This window comes from Marinitoga aeolica (assembly GCF_029910535.1).
Taxonomy (GTDB): Bacteria; Thermotogota; Thermotogae; order Petrotogales; family Petrotogaceae; genus Marinitoga; species Marinitoga aeolica.
In genome coordinates this window covers 2,390,031-2,405,267 of the sequence record NZ_CP069362.1, presented here as the reverse complement: position 1 = coordinate 2,405,267, position 15,237 = coordinate 2,390,031, and the positions used below count along the sequence as shown (strand labels likewise).

Here is a 15,237-nt window from a genome sequence, read left to right as displayed (position 1 = left end):
ATGGGTAATGTATTTGGGCCAGTACCTTCAAGAAGATTGGGAAATTCATTAGGAATAAATTTAACACCATTAAAAACATGTAATTATTCTTGTATCTATTGTCAATTAGGTAAAACAACTAATTTTACAAATGAAAGGAAAGAATATATACCAACAAAAAGTATTATTGAAGAATTGAATTATGCAATTAAAACTAGTAATATACCTATAGATTATATAACTTTTGTAGGTGATGGAGAGCCAACTTTACATTCAGGAATAGGAGATATTATAAAATGGATTAGAGATACTTACCAAAACAAGTATAAAATTGCAGTTGTTACTAATGGCTCTTTATTTTATCTTGAAGAAGTCCGAGAGGAATTAATGGATGTTGATTTGATTCTACCAAGTATTGATGCACCAGATGAGAAAAAATATAAGTTGATAAATAGACCTATTATGAATGTAGAATATAATGAAATAATAAATGGTTTGAAAATATTCGCAAAAAATTTTAAAGGAAAAATATGGGTTGAAATAATGTTAATAAAAGATGTTAATGATTCAAAAGAAGATATTGAAAAAATTGCTGAAATTATAAAATCAATAAATCCAATTCCTGAAAAAGTGTTTATTAATGTACCAGTAAGGCCACCTGTTGAAAAATGGGTAAAAATTCCTGATCAAGAATCTTTAGCTTATGCATTAAAAATAATCCCAAATTCTTCATCAATAGCTTTTAGAGAGGAAGGAGAATTTGATATTAGTAGATATAAAAATTCAATAGAAGCAATTTTGGATATTACAGAAAAACATCCCTTACGTCTTGAACAAGCAATGAAAATAATATCTGAATTTAATGAGGATAAAGAGAAAGTATTGGATAAATTAAAAGAAAAGCTTAATATTGTATCATATGATAATGAAAAATATCTAGAAATTATAAAATAAAGCCCTGTTAAAGGGCTTTATTTTATATATTAATGAAATAATCATCTCCTAATCTTTTATTAATTTCTTTTTTCTTAAATATTCTTCTTCATCAATTTCGCCTTTTACAAATTTTTCATTTAATATTTCTAATGCTTTGTCTTTTTTTTCTTGCATTTCTGAAAAATAATAATCTTTATTTCTTCTAGAACTACCTTTAAATAATAAATACAAAACTATAAATATTATTACACCTATAACAATCATTCCTATCCAACCATAACCAATTCCGAAAAAACTGCCAAATGTATGATAACCTGGATAATAACCTCTCATAATATCTCCTCCATTCATTTTATCTTTTTATGACACTGATATAATAACCTTTAACCCTTAAAATAAACTTAGAATATACTTAAAAAATCCTTAGAAATAATAATTTATTTGAACTACTTGAAAAATTATTCTATTTGTGATATTATAAAATTGTTTATAAATTAAACAAAAGTTAGGTGATAAAATGACGGATAGAGAAAAAGAAATTTTAAAGCTTATAAAAGATAATCCTTTTATTTCTCAAGAAGAAATAGCATCCATTTTAAATATTGCAAGATCTTCTGTAGCAATACATATAACTAATTTAATTAAAAAAGGGTATATACTTGGAAGAGGTTATATTGTAAATAAAAATAATTATGTTCTTGTAATAGGTGGATCAAATATCGATATAACTGGCTTTCCAAAGAATGATCTTATATCAAAAGATTCTAATCCAGGTGTTGTAAATATGTCATTAGGCGGGGTTGGAAGAAATATTGCAGAAAATTTGGCGAAATTAGATTTAAATGTAAAATTTATTACAGCTATTGGTAACGATATATATGGAGAAAAAATTATAAAACATTCTAAAGAAATTGGTATCGATATAGGAAATTCTCTAATATCTTCAAAAAATCAAACATCTATATATTTAGCCATATTAAATAATGACAGAGATATGGAAGTTGCTATATCCCATATGGATATTTGCGATGAACTAACAATTGATTTTTTTAAATCAAGAAAGGGTATAATACTAAATAGTGAAGTTCTGATATTGGATACAAATTTACCTAAAGAAAGTATTGAATACTTATTAGAAACATATAAAAATCCTATTTTCTTAGATACAGTTTCAACTACTAAAACAGAAAAAGTAAAAGATATTATAGGAAGATTTCATACAATAAAACCTAATAAGTTAGAAGCCGAAATTTTAACAAATATAAAAATTAATGATGAAAATGATGCTCAAAAAGCATGTGAAGTATTAATCGATAAAGGTGTAAAACAGGTGTTTTTAACTATGGGAGAAAATGGGATAATTTGTGCAAATGAAAAAGAAATAATAAAGATAGAGTCTCCGAAAATTAAAGTAACTAATGCAACTGGTGCAGGAGATGCTTTTACCGCAGCATTAGTTTATTCTTATTTGAATGATTATGATTTAAAATATTCTGGTTCTTTTGCAATAGGTGCTTCTATAATAGCTTTGCAATCTAAAAATACAATATCTGAAGATTTAAATGTTGAAAATATAAAAAAAATAATAAAGGAGATGGAAATATGTTAAATGAATATTTAGTTATTTCTGAAGAAGTAAAAGAAGCATTAGAATCAAAAAAGCCAGTTGTTGCTTTAGAGTCAACCATCATTTCACATGGAATGCCTTATCCTCAAAATGTTGAAACTGCATTAAATGTAGAACAAATTGTTAGAGAAAATGGTGCAGTTCCTGCAACTATTGCTATTATAAACGGAAAATTAAAAGCAGGTTTAAATAAGGAAGAAATAGAATATTTAGGAAAAAAAGGAAGAGAAGTTATAAAGGTTAGTAGAAGAGATATTCCATATGTTGTTTCAAAAAAACTAGATGGTGCAACAACTGTTGCTGGTACAATGATCATAGCAGCATTAGCTGGAATAAAAGTTTTTGCTACAGGAGGTATAGGTGGAGTTCATAGAAATGCACAGGAAACTTTTGATATTTCAGCAGATCTTCAAGAATTAGCAAATACAAACGTAGCTGTAGTTTGTGCTGGAGCAAAATCTATATTAGATCTTGGATTAACTTTAGAATATTTAGAAACTTTTGGTGTTCCTGTTATCGGATATCAAACAGTTGAACTGCCGGCATTTTATACAAGAAAAAGCGGATTTAATGTAAACTTCAGATTAGATTCACCAGAAGAAATTGCAAATTTTTTAAAAGTAAAATGGGATCTTAATTTAAAAGGTGGAGCTGTTATAGCTAATCCAATACCTGAAGAATATCAAATGGATTATGAAGTCATAACCAAGGCAATTGAAGAAGCATTAAAAGAAGCTGAAAAGTTAGGAATAAAAGGAAAAGAAACAACACCTTTCTTATTAGCTAAAATTAAAGAAATTACTGGTGGTGAAAGTTTAGCTTCAAATATACAGCTGGTATATAATAATGCAAAATTAGCTGCACAAATAGCAAAGTATCTATAAAAATAGATTTTGATATTTATATTCAAAAGTAATAATTAGAGAGATTTATGAGAGAGAACCGTTAGATATACAGTTAGAATTTGATTTATCTAATTTGATTTAAAGTTTTAACTATGGTATAATAGAATTGTAAAATACCAAATCAGGGAGGGATATTATGGCTAAATACATTTCAGATAAGGTTGATTTAGATTTGATATTAGTAAAACCAGTTGAAGATTTAAGAGTTGAAAGAATTTCTTTGGAAGAATTAAAACATGGAATTAAAGAAGGTTTTGAAAGTCATATAGGATGTGAAGAAAAAGCAAAAGAAATAAGCGAATTATTAGGCACAGAAGTTAAAGTTAATGAAAACCCATATAAATTAAATAAAGAAGATACATTATATGTAATCTCTGGAGAAAATTATTATAGATTAAAATATATATATTAATTAAAAAAGGTTTCGGATATTCCGAAACCTCTTTTATTATTTTCTATAATATTTTTATCTTCTTCTACCTTTATTTCCATAGCCTTTTGAACTAGAATTATTAGAAGATGAGCCATTGTTTCCATTTAAAATTTCTTGTAATTCTTCATTGGTTATGTATTGGGCTGAATATGTTACATTATATCTATCTAATTGACCCGCAAATGCTCTCATGTGACTTTCTGATCCGGATATTAAATTTTCATATACTAATTTTATATCTTGATTGTCTGTTTCTTTTAATAATTTATTTAAATCATATATATCCAAATCTTCTATTGTTGCTCCTACCTTTAAAGCATCTATAACTGATTTTTGACCTTCTGCTACTAAATCATAATATAATTTTTGTAATTCTTCATTATTAAAAACTCCAACTGTATAATCTGTTATTGGGTCTTGTAAATCATATTTATCCAAAATACTTTTTACTGCATTCATATGTGTTTGTTCTGCTTGCGCTATATTGTAAAATGTTTGAATACCCCATGTATCATACAATGTTAAATAAACATCCCTTGCTAATTTTTCTTCCTCTCTCATTAATAATAATCCTTCAGTCTCACTTGCTGATAATGTTTCAACTGGTAAAGTAGATACTGCTGCGCTTGGATTATTAAAAAAACCACCTGCAAATGATACTACTACTAAAATCAATGCCACTATTCCTACTAATAAACTTTTTTTCATATAAACCGCCTCCTAAAATTTAAGTTATTTTTTTATATTTTTCTTTCGACATCTATATAATAACTTATTATACTTAGAATCCCCTTAAAATAACCTTAGAGTTTCCTTAGAAAATAATCTGTAAATTATAAATAATACCCTGGCAAACTGAATTGCCAGGGTATTATTTTATAATCTTAAAAACTTCTCAATAATAGAATCAATATAATTCATAATTGGTTATGAAAAACTTCCGTATTCGACTATATATAATCTTTTTAAGAAACATATTATTAATCTTCATATATTATCACCAACCAAATAGTTACATACTTCACAAAAATTTAAAACCAAAATTTTTGCTATTTTTTACAATGTGAAACAAAAAGAATTAGTATATAAAATAAACTATTAAAAAGTATTATATAATTCACAAAATAATGTTACATGAATTTTATAACAGAAATGTAATTTTATCGCAAAAAGAAAACCCTTATAAATAGAGCTTTGTTAACATTACAGTAATGGTTGAAAACCATGTTAGAAATAGTAAAATAACAGTGGAGGTGATGGGATGAAAAAAATAGTGATTTTACTTATTATCTTTTTATTAATCTCAACAAATATTATTTTAGCAGGTGATAATGAAGATAAATATAAAACTGATTCAATCAATTCTCAAATTCAACATGAATTTTCAGAGTAAAAATAACTTATGAATACCAAAAAATATTTATACTCAGTTATTTGTGGAATATATTTAAATTATAGCAATATGAGGTTTTATAATACAATATATATTATATATAAAATTAGGTTAGTGAGGTGACATTATGGATAAGATAAAAAATAAATCTCAAAAATATAAACATTCAAAATTTAATGTTGAAATAAAAAAAGATGATAATTGGATTATTTTTAATACATACACCCATGGAATGCTTGAATTAAATGAGGAATATTATGAGAATTACAAAAATTTTTTTATTGAAAATTCAGAAATAGAGGAAAAATTTATAGAATATGGTATGTGGATAAACAAAGAATTAGATGAAATGGATAGATTGCATTATATACATAATAAAAATAAATTTGATAATAAAATATATTCTCTAACAATTAAAACTACAAATGATTGTAATTTTTTATGTAGTTATTGTTATCAAAGTCATAATAAAAAAATGATGGAAGATAACACAATAAACTCTATAAAGAAATGGATAGATAAAACAGTATTAGAAAATAATATAGATATTCTCAATATCCATTGGTTTGGTGGAGAACCATTATTAAATCTTAATGCAATAATTGAAATAGAAAATTATATCCAAGACAACTATAAAGATATAAATTTTTTTAGTAATTTAACAACAAATGGTTTTTTACTAACTAAAAACAATATATTAAAACTAAAAAATACCAAAATAAAAACAATCCAGATCACTTTAGATGGGGATAAAAAGCAACATAATAAGAGCAGAATATTAAGAAATAAAGAAGGTACATATGACCAAATTATAAAAAATATTTTATTACTTCTTGATATATGGCCTGAAGTAGATATAATTTTAAGATTAAATATAAATAAAAATAATGAAAATATAGAAAATTATCTTTATGAGTTAAAAAAATATAAAATTTTATCTAAAGAAAATGTAATGCTACATTTTAATGAAGCAAAAAAATTTGATATAAATTATACCAATGAAGATATTTTTTATAAGGATATTAAAGAGTATTCCAAAGTGTTATTAAAAATATATAAAACTTTATTAAAATATGGAAAAAAAGTTCCATTTTATGATATAAAAGGTTATAATTGTGGTTTTGATAGAATAAATACCTTTCTAGTTGAAACAAACGGTACACTATATCATTGTACGTCTAGTGAAAATGACAAGACTTTTGAAATGGGATATATTGATAATAATGGAGATTTGAATTTGAATGAAAAGAATTATTATAAAAAAATATTAAGAAATCCATTTTCAGGAGAATGTTTAAATTGTAAAGTGTTACCATGGTGTATGGGTGGATGTTTTTTACTAGAAACGAAAAAACTTAAAAAATGTATACCAGAAAAATATATTTTGAATGACTTGATAAAGTTGTATTATGAGGAGGCAATAAATAATGAGAAAAATTCTAGATTTTAAAGAAAAAAAAATTTAATTAAAATAATACAATTGGTATTTTTTTCGTTTATTGGTATATGTTTATATTATATCTTTCCGATATTCACTAAATATTTAATTGATAATATTATAAGTGCTAATAATATTAAAGAATTAAAAATTTGGTTATTTTTGGGATTGGGATTTTCAGTATTCTTACATTCATATATTTTTTATTTCTTAAAGTATCAATGGGATAAAATACCGTTATATTTTTCAGTGAAATTAAAAAAAATATTACTGAAAAAAATTTTTAAAATAAAAAAATATAATTACAAAAATTTTGATAAAGGACAATTATTAAATTATCTTATTTCAGATAGCGGAACATATGCTAATGTGGTAGTTACTTATTTAGGAACTTTAACTATTGGAATACTTAGAGTAATTTCAGGATATATAATATTATTTTTTATAAATCCAATTTTATCTTTGATAAGTGCAATATTTATACCTTTATATGTATTTTCAATGGGAATAAATAAGAAAAAATTAGAACAATATTCAAAGTTAGAAAGAATTAAAGCTGATGAATTTATTACAAATGCAAATAAGAATATAGAAGGAAAAATTCATATTAATCTATATCAGAAAGAACAATACTTTGAAAAGATATTTGAAAAAAAATTAGAAGAATGGAAAAATATTAGATTAAAATATTCTTATTGGTATAATTTTGGAAAAGAAGTACCGATGTTTGTAAATACATTATCTTCTTTTACAATAATGGGTATTGGTGCATATTACGTAATTTCACAAAAAATGACATTAGGTAGTTTAATAATGTTTTCTCAATATTTAAGTATGCTTTTTGAACCATTAAGTCAAATTGCTCAAGCGATTGTGGAAAAACATTCAAACAAAGGTATATTGAATAGAATAAATGATTTCTATAATTATAAAGAAAAAGAAAATATTAACTTAGAGAATGAGAATAAAGATAATATTATAGAAATAAAGAATTGCTCAATATATACGGAAAATAAAGAAAAATTATTAGAAATAGAAAACTTTATATTAAATAAAAGGAATGGATTATATATTATAAAAGGAAAAAATGGAGCTGGAAAAACAACTATTTTTAATTTATTAACTCAAATATCTTCACCTGAAATGATCAAAAAAAATAATAAGAATTCTGTATTTTATTTTTCTAAAGACTTTATTAAGAATTGTTCGTATTTATATAATCCAATATATCTTTTTGAGGGAGATGTTAAAACAAATATTATATTTAATAATGCAGAAGATTCTAACTATTTAGAAGAGATAATCTCTATGCTAAATATAAACAATTTAGATAAAAAAGTAGATTTTCAAAATTTAAATATTTCATTAGGTGAAAAACAAAAAATACATATGGCAAGAGTTTTGTATTTTTCAAAAAATAAAAGTATTTTATTATTAGATGAACCTCTTTCAAACCTTGATTATAAAACTAAAGAAAATATTAAAAAATATTTGAGTAAAATAAAAAAGGAAAAAATAATATTGGTTGTATCCCATGAAAATCTATTTGATGATATTGCTGATAAAATTTATAACATAATTGATAATAAATTTCTTGAGGAAAGGAAGGAGGTGGTAGAATGAGAGAAATTTTAAAACCATTAAAAGTTAAAAAAATAGGATATACCGCAGAATGTGGCGTAGGTGGAGTTTCAAATTGTTGTAATGGCACATCTTCTAAATTAAACTAAAACTTGTAGAAGGGTTCGCCCTTCTACTTTTTATGAAGTATCAAAGGATTTGTAAATTTATATAATTATCATTGAATTTGTAAAAAAATTACAAATAATATATAAACTCTATATTTTCACAAAATTCTCAATAATAGAATCAAGAAGTTTTCGTTCAGCATCTTCAAAAGAATAATATCCTAAAGCAACTCGTTTTTGAGTAATATTATATTTTAAAGCGAAAGATTTCAAATTACCATCAACTTTTGGAATAATAGGCCATATTATATCATAACGAACACCATTTCTTAAAAACATATCAAAAGTTCTCATTTCTTCCTCATTGAGTTCGAAATATTTAAGAATAAACTCTTTAAAATTTTTCGCATTTTTTAAAAGATTAAATATTAATTTTTTTCTTGATATGAAAAATGGAGATACATCAGGTTTTATCTTTTCAAAATCATCAGGATTCATTATCCTTTTCTCAATTTCTTTAACCTTAAATTCAGATAGCATTAAGTTAAAAAAATACATTTTCTCATAATTACTTGAGAAATATTTAATGATTTTATCTTTATCTCCTTCAAAAAACAATTTTAAAATGCAACTTTTTGTAAAATATGGTTTTTCTATTAATGATGAATATGTTGCAAAAAATAATTCTTGTATTTTTATTTTATTTTTCTTTTTAAATTTGATTATGTTTTCTTTAAAAGTTTTATTTATATACATTTTATACAATTCATTTTTTATAGCATATGGTTTTCTAGAGGTATAACTTATTTTTTTTGAATTTATGATTTTTAATATACTTTTGGAATTTATTATTCCTTTTTTAACCATTAAATCAACATATTTTAAAATATAATTTTTTAATTCATTGGTTATATTATACGTTGATGAAGAAATATCAGGAATAAAATGGAAAAACTGTTTTTTTATTTTAACCTTATTTAATTTATTTAGCTTAATAACAATACTCGATATATCAAATATTGTTATATCATTATTAATTTTCTTTACTTCAAAAATAGTATCAAACCAATTATATATCTTAGGTAAATCTTCAAAATAATAACCAACATAATACTCTAATAAATCAGCTACAACTAACGCTTTCTTCTTATCTACTTCTCTTATCCACCACGCAGCACCATTTAAACCATTACAAATCATAGTAGGATGAGGGAAATTTTTAGAAAGAAAAAATCCCTCAATAAATCTTTTATATGCTTTAGAATATTCTTTCTCTTTAATGAAATCTCTTGCTTTTGAATAAATCAAAATAGCTTTATCTAAATCATTTTCAATATAATTGTCTGAATAAACTTTAAAATTATCAGTTATGTTATATGATTTATTGAGCAAGTTTAACCCTGGTACCATTAAATATCTTGCATATGATGGAAGTTTATCAAAATTATTTTTTAAAATATTAATTTCTTTTTTTGCTAAATCATATTTCCCAACTTTATTGTATAAAGAAACAAGTTCAAATCTTGCAAGTTCTCTTAATATTGTTGTTGTTGTTGTTGTTGAAATAGTTTTTTTAGAATAATCAATAGCTAAATAATAATCTTTTTTCCATTTGGATTTTAATAACAAAAGATAATATTTTAAAGAAATATCATTTATATTTAAATATAAGAAATTAATAATTGGATAAGAATAATATCCAAAACTTATGATATCAATCAAGGATTTTAAAGAAATATTATTTTTCATTAAAAACACCTCAATAAATTTGTAATCATATTTTTACTTAAAAATCTCTGATTTATTTTGTAATTTTTTACAAAAACAAAATGAAGAAGATTAAATTAAAAATATTAAGAAAAAGGAAATAGCTAATATTAACATAAAGTAACAAGATGGAGTTAATAAAAAAATGAGAAAATATAAAAATTAAAAATACCATAAATAAAGAATTATAAAATAGCCAAAAATGCTTGAAAACCATGTTAGAAATAGTAAAATAATAACGGAGGTGATAGGATGAAAAAAATATTAATTTTATTTATTATTTTTTTATTAATGTTAACAAATATTATTTTTGCAGGAGATAATGAGGATAAATATAAAACTGATTCAACTAATCCTCAAGTTCAAATTGAAAATTCCAGAGGATAATAAGATATCATATGAAAACTAAAAGCTTTATACTCAGTTATTTGTAAAATACATTTAAATTATAGCATATAAGGTTTTATGATACAATACATTTTTAATATTAAAAAGAAAGGAGAAAAAAATGAAATATAAACTCTATCAAAATAATAAAAGAAAGTATCTATTGGACCTTGATAGTGTAACATTAGTCGAACTAGATGAAATAGCCTATTCACATCTTACAGAAAATAAAAAAAATAAAGATGTTGAAAAAGATATAAAAACATTAAAAAATATAATCAATAAAAAAATAAAAGAAAGCGAAAAATTCTATAATTCAGACATAATATTTGAACCATCAAATATTATATTAAATATAACAAAAGCATGTAATCTTGAATGTATATACTGCTATGCTCATAAAGAGAAACCAGAAAGTATGAATATGAAATTGATAAAAGAAAGTTTAGAATATATATTTTCAAATACAAAAAAGAAAAAAATAACAATAACGTTTTTTGGTGGAGAACCATTACTTGAATTCAAAAAAATAAAAGAAAGCGTGGCATTATCAAAAAAATTAGGAAAGAAATATAACAAAAAGATTGGATATTCAATAACCACTAATGGGACGATAATGGATAAAGAAATAATAGACTTTTTAATCAAAGAAAATTTTTCATTAACATTAAGTATAGATGGTTGTGAGTATATACAAAATTTTCAAAGGCCATTTGTTGGAGGAAAGGGATCATATGAAAAAATAGCAGAAAATATAGAGTTAATACTGGAAAAAAGGAAAAAGTTAAACGTTAGAGCAACAGTAACAAATCAGAAAATAGAAATTAAAAAAATAGCAGAACATTTTATAAAAGAGCTAAATGTTGGTGGCTATTCTTTTGCGATTGCATCATACCCTTACACAAAAAAATGGACAGAAAAAGAAAAGAAAAAATTATACAAAGAAGTTGAAGAAATAATAGAAGAAAAAGATAAAAGGTTTATCCCGTTAAATATAAGTGGAGTATGGGAAACTATAAAAAAAGGAGAAATTAAAAAATATCCATGTGGAGCGGGGTTGGGAATAGTATCAATAGATATAGATGGAAAAATATACCCATGCCAGAGATTCACAGGTGAAAAAGACTATGAACTTGGAGAAGTGGGGATGCAATGGGAAGAATTTATTAACTATAAAAAGGAATTTTATAAGAAAGTAGTTAAAAAAATAGAAGAAGATTGCGGTTTATGCGAATTGAGAAATATATGCGGTGGTGGATGCCCATATGAATTATTAACAAAAAGTAAAAGCCGAAGTATTTCTTGCAACCTAACAAAAATAGGAGTAGAAAAATTAAAAGTAGGGAGATGATAAAATGAAAAGAAATATATTAATGATTTTATTTATATTAACAATATCAATTTCTTTATTTTCTGATAGATTAAAAATGATAAAAAGAATTGAGATAGAAATAGAAAATGAAAAAAAACCACCAAAATTAATAGCAACATTTACAAAAAATGAAGCAATAATTACACCATTTGTTGTAACTACTGAAAAAGATTTTGAGACACGCATATACTCCTTAAAAAATAATACAAAACAAACAATAAAAATGCGTGCTCCAGCATTATATGAGATCGGAGGACTTACAGGTGCAACAATAATAACAGTATACAATTTTGATGATAAATTCTGGATAATATGTGGAAATGAAAAAAATGGAGATATGGAAATAAATGAATATATAAGAAAAGAAGGAAAATATATATTTAACAAAAAGCTTAATTTAGGAGTAAAGTCATTTGCAGTTATGATTGATTATGAATTGAAAGATAAAATAATAATGAGTGTAGGAGTAAATGAATCAGAACGAACGGTAATGATAGTGGATAAAGATTTAAACTGGTATAAAGAATTAATAACATTAAAAGATTTTTCAGGGATATTAGAAATGGCAGAGTATAAAGATAAACTATATCTATTCGAAACAATACCAGAAAAAAGTGTGACATCTTTTTTTGGTTCAAACAGTAAATACATAAAGTTAAAACACACATTTGATGCAAAAAACTATGAATTAATAAAGAAAGATGAAAAAATATTTTCAGATATGAACTATTATACATATATATATCAAGATGAAAAATATGTATATTTTGGTAATTATGGTGGAAAAATAAATATAAAAAGATATAATCTCGATAATAATAAAATAGAAAATATAAATATGGAAGAAATATATCCATTTTTGAAAGAAGGAAATATAAATTATCACTATAATACCTATAAAAATGAAAAAATATTAATAGAAGTGCAGGAAGATAGTACAACAAAAATAATATTAGGAAAAATAATAGATAATAAATTTAAAATATCATGGGAAAGCGAATTAAAAAAATCCGATTATGCTACATTTCTCTGTTCAAATACACCTTTTAAAGTTAGTTTGAACTTACAAAATCAATTTGAAATATTTCTTTTTAATGGAAACATTTATAAAATAAATCTTGAAACAGGTAACATAAATAAAATTTTGAATAAAGCAATACATTTTTTTAAAATGAAAGATAAGTATTATGGTGTATTAAACGAAATAGAAAAAAAAGAAGATAAAAATCTTTTTATATTTGAAGTTTATGAATTAAAACTTGAATAAAAATATGAATTTTAAATTCTGTGGCTGGAAAAGAAAAGCAAGTTTTAAATGGAGGTTGATATATTATGAAACATATAAAGGTTATTAATGGAACAACTAAGAATTCTTTGAATAGTGATTGTACTCTTCCTTTTGATTATTGTTCAGGTTATGATGGTGGAAATTGTAGCCCTGCACCTGATTGGTGCACGATTATTGACTTAGGAGATTGTAATGATGCCGATTGGTGTGTTGTTGATCACTGCACTGGTAATAATATAGATATTCCAGAATAATAAACTTACTTTTCCAGCCACAACCCTATGGATATTTTTTATTAAAAACTTTAAAAAACATTATAATTTTAACATAAAATATTTAGAAATACAAAATATAAAAAGTGTTGAAATTGGTGGTGAAAAAATGATAGATATAAAAAACATAAAAAAGAAGTTTAAAGAAAAAGAAGTTTTAAAAGGAATAAACTTTGATGTAAAAGAAGAGGAAAAATTTGTAATATTAGGAGAAAATGGAGCAGGGAAATCAACACTATTTTATATATTAACAAAAGTATATAATCCAGATGAAGGTGAAATAAAAATAAAAAAAGGCAAAAAACTATTGGGTTTTGTAGAAGAACCACAATTTATGAAAAATATGAATGCATACGAAAACATAAAATATATAACATCATCAATATATAAAAAAATAAACAAAGAAAGTATGGATAAATATTTAAAAATAACGGGAATACAACAACATGCAAAAAAGAAAGTTGGTAAATATTCAACAGGAATGAAAAAAAGGCTTGCGGTTTCAATATTACTATTAATAGATCCAGATATATACATATTTGATGAACCAACAGAAGGATTGGACCCAATAGAAAGAAAAAACTTCATTAAATTAATGGAAGATTTAAAAGAAAGAGGAAAAAGTATAATAATAAGCACTCATGTATTATCAGAAGCAAAAGAAATGGCAGACAGAGTAGGTATATTACATGATGGAAAAATAAAAAAAATCTTATCAAAAGATGAATTTAAAAAAAATGATGAATATATAATATATACAGAAACACAGAAATATCCCGAATGGTTAGAATACAAAATAGAAGAGGGTAAAACAATAATAAAAAGCAACAATATAATACAAACATTGAAAAAACTTACGCAATATGGAGTAAGAATAAAAGATATAGAAAAAAATACATCTATCCTGGAAAAAACATTTATAAAAATATCATCAGGGGATGGAAAAAATGATTAAAGCAGAAATACAAAAGATAAAAAAAGATAAATTTTTTATAGCATCATTAATAATATACTATTTCTTTTCAACAATAAGAGCCAAAGGTATAGTTTATATGATAGCAAGGGGGTATTATGGAAAACCATCAATATCCATAATAGCAGCAAAATACTTTGGATCAATGTGGAACTTTATGGGATTAATACAATTAATAGCAATAATACTTGGAATAAAAATATTACATGAAATAACAGAAAGCAGATTATACACATATATATTCATGGAAAACACAAGATTAAAATTCTACATAAAAAAATCAATATCATTATTCTGGATAACAACATTGTATAGTATATATAATCTAATAATATTAACATATTACTATATGATAGTAATTGGAAAACCCGATACAAAAGGGATGTCATTAACAATAGTAGCCTACTTAAACTATGAAATAGCAATATTATTTACTGCATTATTAGGAATGATGATATATGTAATTGTAAAAAATAACCTCTTTTCAATAATAATATCATTATTTGTAATATATAGTTATTTCCTATTGCCAGTTCAAAATAAAATATATCATCCATTAAATTTTGTATATATAATGACAAGAAAATTAATATCTTCAAAAGGAATAGAATTTATAATGTATCTTAGTTTGTGGAAAATAATAATACCATTATTAATGGCAACAACAGTATTTATAATAGGATATCTATTTTTCAGAAAATATGAACCAAAATATTAGATTAGAAAGATATTAGTAAAAACATATAGAATTTGTAAATGGACACAAAAAAGTTCCTGAA

The 15,237-nt window shown here is 23.6% G+C and carries 16 protein-coding genes; 13 read left to right on the top strand and 3 right to left on the bottom strand.

Annotation, left to right across the window (positions count from 1 at the left end; translation table 11 throughout):
• The gene (locus tag JRV97_RS11410; protein ID WP_280998989.1) at positions 1 to 933 is read left to right on the top strand and encodes a radical SAM protein; all 933 of its coding nucleotides are present in this window, start codon (positions 1 to 3) and stop codon (positions 931 to 933) included.
• 48 nt (positions 934 to 981) lie between these two features.
• Here JRV97_RS11410 and JRV97_RS11405 read toward each other — a convergent pair whose 3' ends face one another.
• Positions 982 to 1,248: an SHOCT domain-containing protein gene (locus tag JRV97_RS11405; RefSeq protein ID WP_280998988.1), complete on the bottom strand. Its 267-nt coding sequence runs from the start codon at positions 1,246 to 1,248 to the stop codon at positions 982 to 984.
• Positions 1,249 to 1,432: 184 nt separating this feature from the next.
• Here JRV97_RS11405 and JRV97_RS11400 point away from each other — a divergent pair, with 184 nt between their 5' ends.
• The 3 genes from JRV97_RS11400 to JRV97_RS11390 all read left to right on the top strand — a co-directional run bounded on the left by JRV97_RS11400 (position 1,433) and on the right by JRV97_RS11390 (position 3,859).
• Positions 1,433 to 2,524, top strand: a complete 1,092-nt coding sequence (locus JRV97_RS11400) for a PfkB family carbohydrate kinase (protein ID WP_280998987.1) — start codon at positions 1,433 to 1,435, stop codon at positions 2,522 to 2,524.
• Positions 2,518 to 3,426: a pseudouridine-5'-phosphate glycosidase gene (locus JRV97_RS11395; protein ID WP_280998986.1), complete on the top strand. Its 909-nt coding sequence runs from the start codon at positions 2,518 to 2,520 to the stop codon at positions 3,424 to 3,426. The genes JRV97_RS11400 and JRV97_RS11395 overlap by 7 nt, the downstream gene beginning before the upstream one ends.
• A 157-nt stretch (positions 3,427 to 3,583) precedes the next feature.
• Positions 3,584 to 3,859 carry an STIV orfB116 family protein gene (locus tag JRV97_RS11390; protein WP_280998985.1) on the top strand — a complete coding sequence of 92 codons (276 nt, stop codon included), beginning with the start codon at positions 3,584 to 3,586 and terminating at the stop codon, positions 3,857 to 3,859.
• 54 nt (positions 3,860 to 3,913) lie between these two features.
• On the opposite strand, the gene JRV97_RS11385 is transcribed toward JRV97_RS11390, so the two are convergent.
• Positions 3,914 to 4,588 (bottom strand): DUF2202 domain-containing protein, encoded by a 675-nt coding sequence (locus JRV97_RS11385; protein ID WP_280998983.1) that lies wholly within the window; start codon positions 4,586 to 4,588, stop codon positions 3,914 to 3,916.
• 553 nt (positions 4,589 to 5,141) lie between these two features.
• On the opposite strand from JRV97_RS11385, the gene JRV97_RS11380 reads away from it, so the two are divergent.
• The 3 genes from JRV97_RS11380 to JRV97_RS11370 all read left to right on the top strand — a co-directional run bounded on the left by JRV97_RS11380 (position 5,142) and on the right by JRV97_RS11370 (position 8,334).
• Complete coding sequence (locus tag JRV97_RS11380) at positions 5,142 to 5,273, top strand: hypothetical protein (protein ID WP_280998981.1); 132 nt, start codon at positions 5,142 to 5,144, stop codon at positions 5,271 to 5,273.
• 127 nt (positions 5,274 to 5,400) lie between these two features.
• On the top strand, positions 5,401 to 6,723 hold the full coding sequence (locus tag JRV97_RS11375) for a radical SAM/SPASM domain-containing protein (RefSeq protein WP_280998979.1): 1,323 nt from the start codon (positions 5,401 to 5,403) through the stop codon (positions 6,721 to 6,723).
• Positions 6,724 to 6,753: 30 nt separating this feature from the next.
• Complete coding sequence (locus tag JRV97_RS11370; protein ID WP_280998978.1) at positions 6,754 to 8,334, top strand: ABC transporter transmembrane domain-containing protein; 1,581 nt, start codon at positions 6,754 to 6,756, stop codon at positions 8,332 to 8,334.
• Positions 8,335 to 8,549: 215 nt separating this feature from the next.
• On the opposite strand, the gene JRV97_RS11365 is transcribed toward JRV97_RS11370, so the two are convergent.
• The gene (locus JRV97_RS11365) at positions 8,550 to 10,148 is read right to left on the bottom strand and encodes a hypothetical protein (RefSeq protein ID WP_280998976.1); all 1,599 of its coding nucleotides are present in this window, start codon (positions 10,146 to 10,148) and stop codon (positions 8,550 to 8,552) included.
• A 270-nt stretch (positions 10,149 to 10,418) separates the two neighbouring features.
• Here JRV97_RS11365 and JRV97_RS11360 point away from each other — a divergent pair, with 270 nt between their 5' ends.
• From JRV97_RS11360 to JRV97_RS11335, 6 genes are all read left to right on the top strand, one after another.
• Positions 10,419 to 10,553, top strand: a complete 135-nt coding sequence (locus JRV97_RS11360; RefSeq protein WP_280998975.1) for a hypothetical protein — start codon at positions 10,419 to 10,421, stop codon at positions 10,551 to 10,553.
• Between the two features lie 121 nt (positions 10,554 to 10,674).
• Positions 10,675 to 11,904, top strand: a complete 1,230-nt coding sequence (locus JRV97_RS11355) for a radical SAM/SPASM domain-containing protein (protein ID WP_280998974.1) — start codon at positions 10,675 to 10,677, stop codon at positions 11,902 to 11,904.
• Between the two features lie 4 nt (positions 11,905 to 11,908).
• A complete protein-coding gene (locus JRV97_RS11350) occupies positions 11,909 to 13,192 on the top strand; it encodes a hypothetical protein (RefSeq protein WP_280998973.1) in 1,284 nt (427 codons plus the stop codon).
• Positions 13,193 to 13,257: 65 nt separating this feature from the next.
• Positions 13,258 to 13,467 (top strand): hypothetical protein, encoded by a 210-nt coding sequence (locus tag JRV97_RS11345; protein ID WP_280998971.1) that lies wholly within the window; start codon positions 13,258 to 13,260, stop codon positions 13,465 to 13,467.
• Between the two features lie 127 nt (positions 13,468 to 13,594).
• Complete coding sequence (locus tag JRV97_RS11340; protein WP_280998969.1) at positions 13,595 to 14,440, top strand: ABC transporter ATP-binding protein; 846 nt, start codon at positions 13,595 to 13,597, stop codon at positions 14,438 to 14,440.
• The gene (locus JRV97_RS11335; RefSeq protein ID WP_280998967.1) at positions 14,433 to 15,176 is read left to right on the top strand and encodes a hypothetical protein; all 744 of its coding nucleotides are present in this window, start codon (positions 14,433 to 14,435) and stop codon (positions 15,174 to 15,176) included. The genes JRV97_RS11340 and JRV97_RS11335 overlap by 8 nt, the downstream gene beginning before the upstream one ends.
• The last annotated feature ends 61 nt before the right edge of the window (positions 15,177 to 15,237 follow it).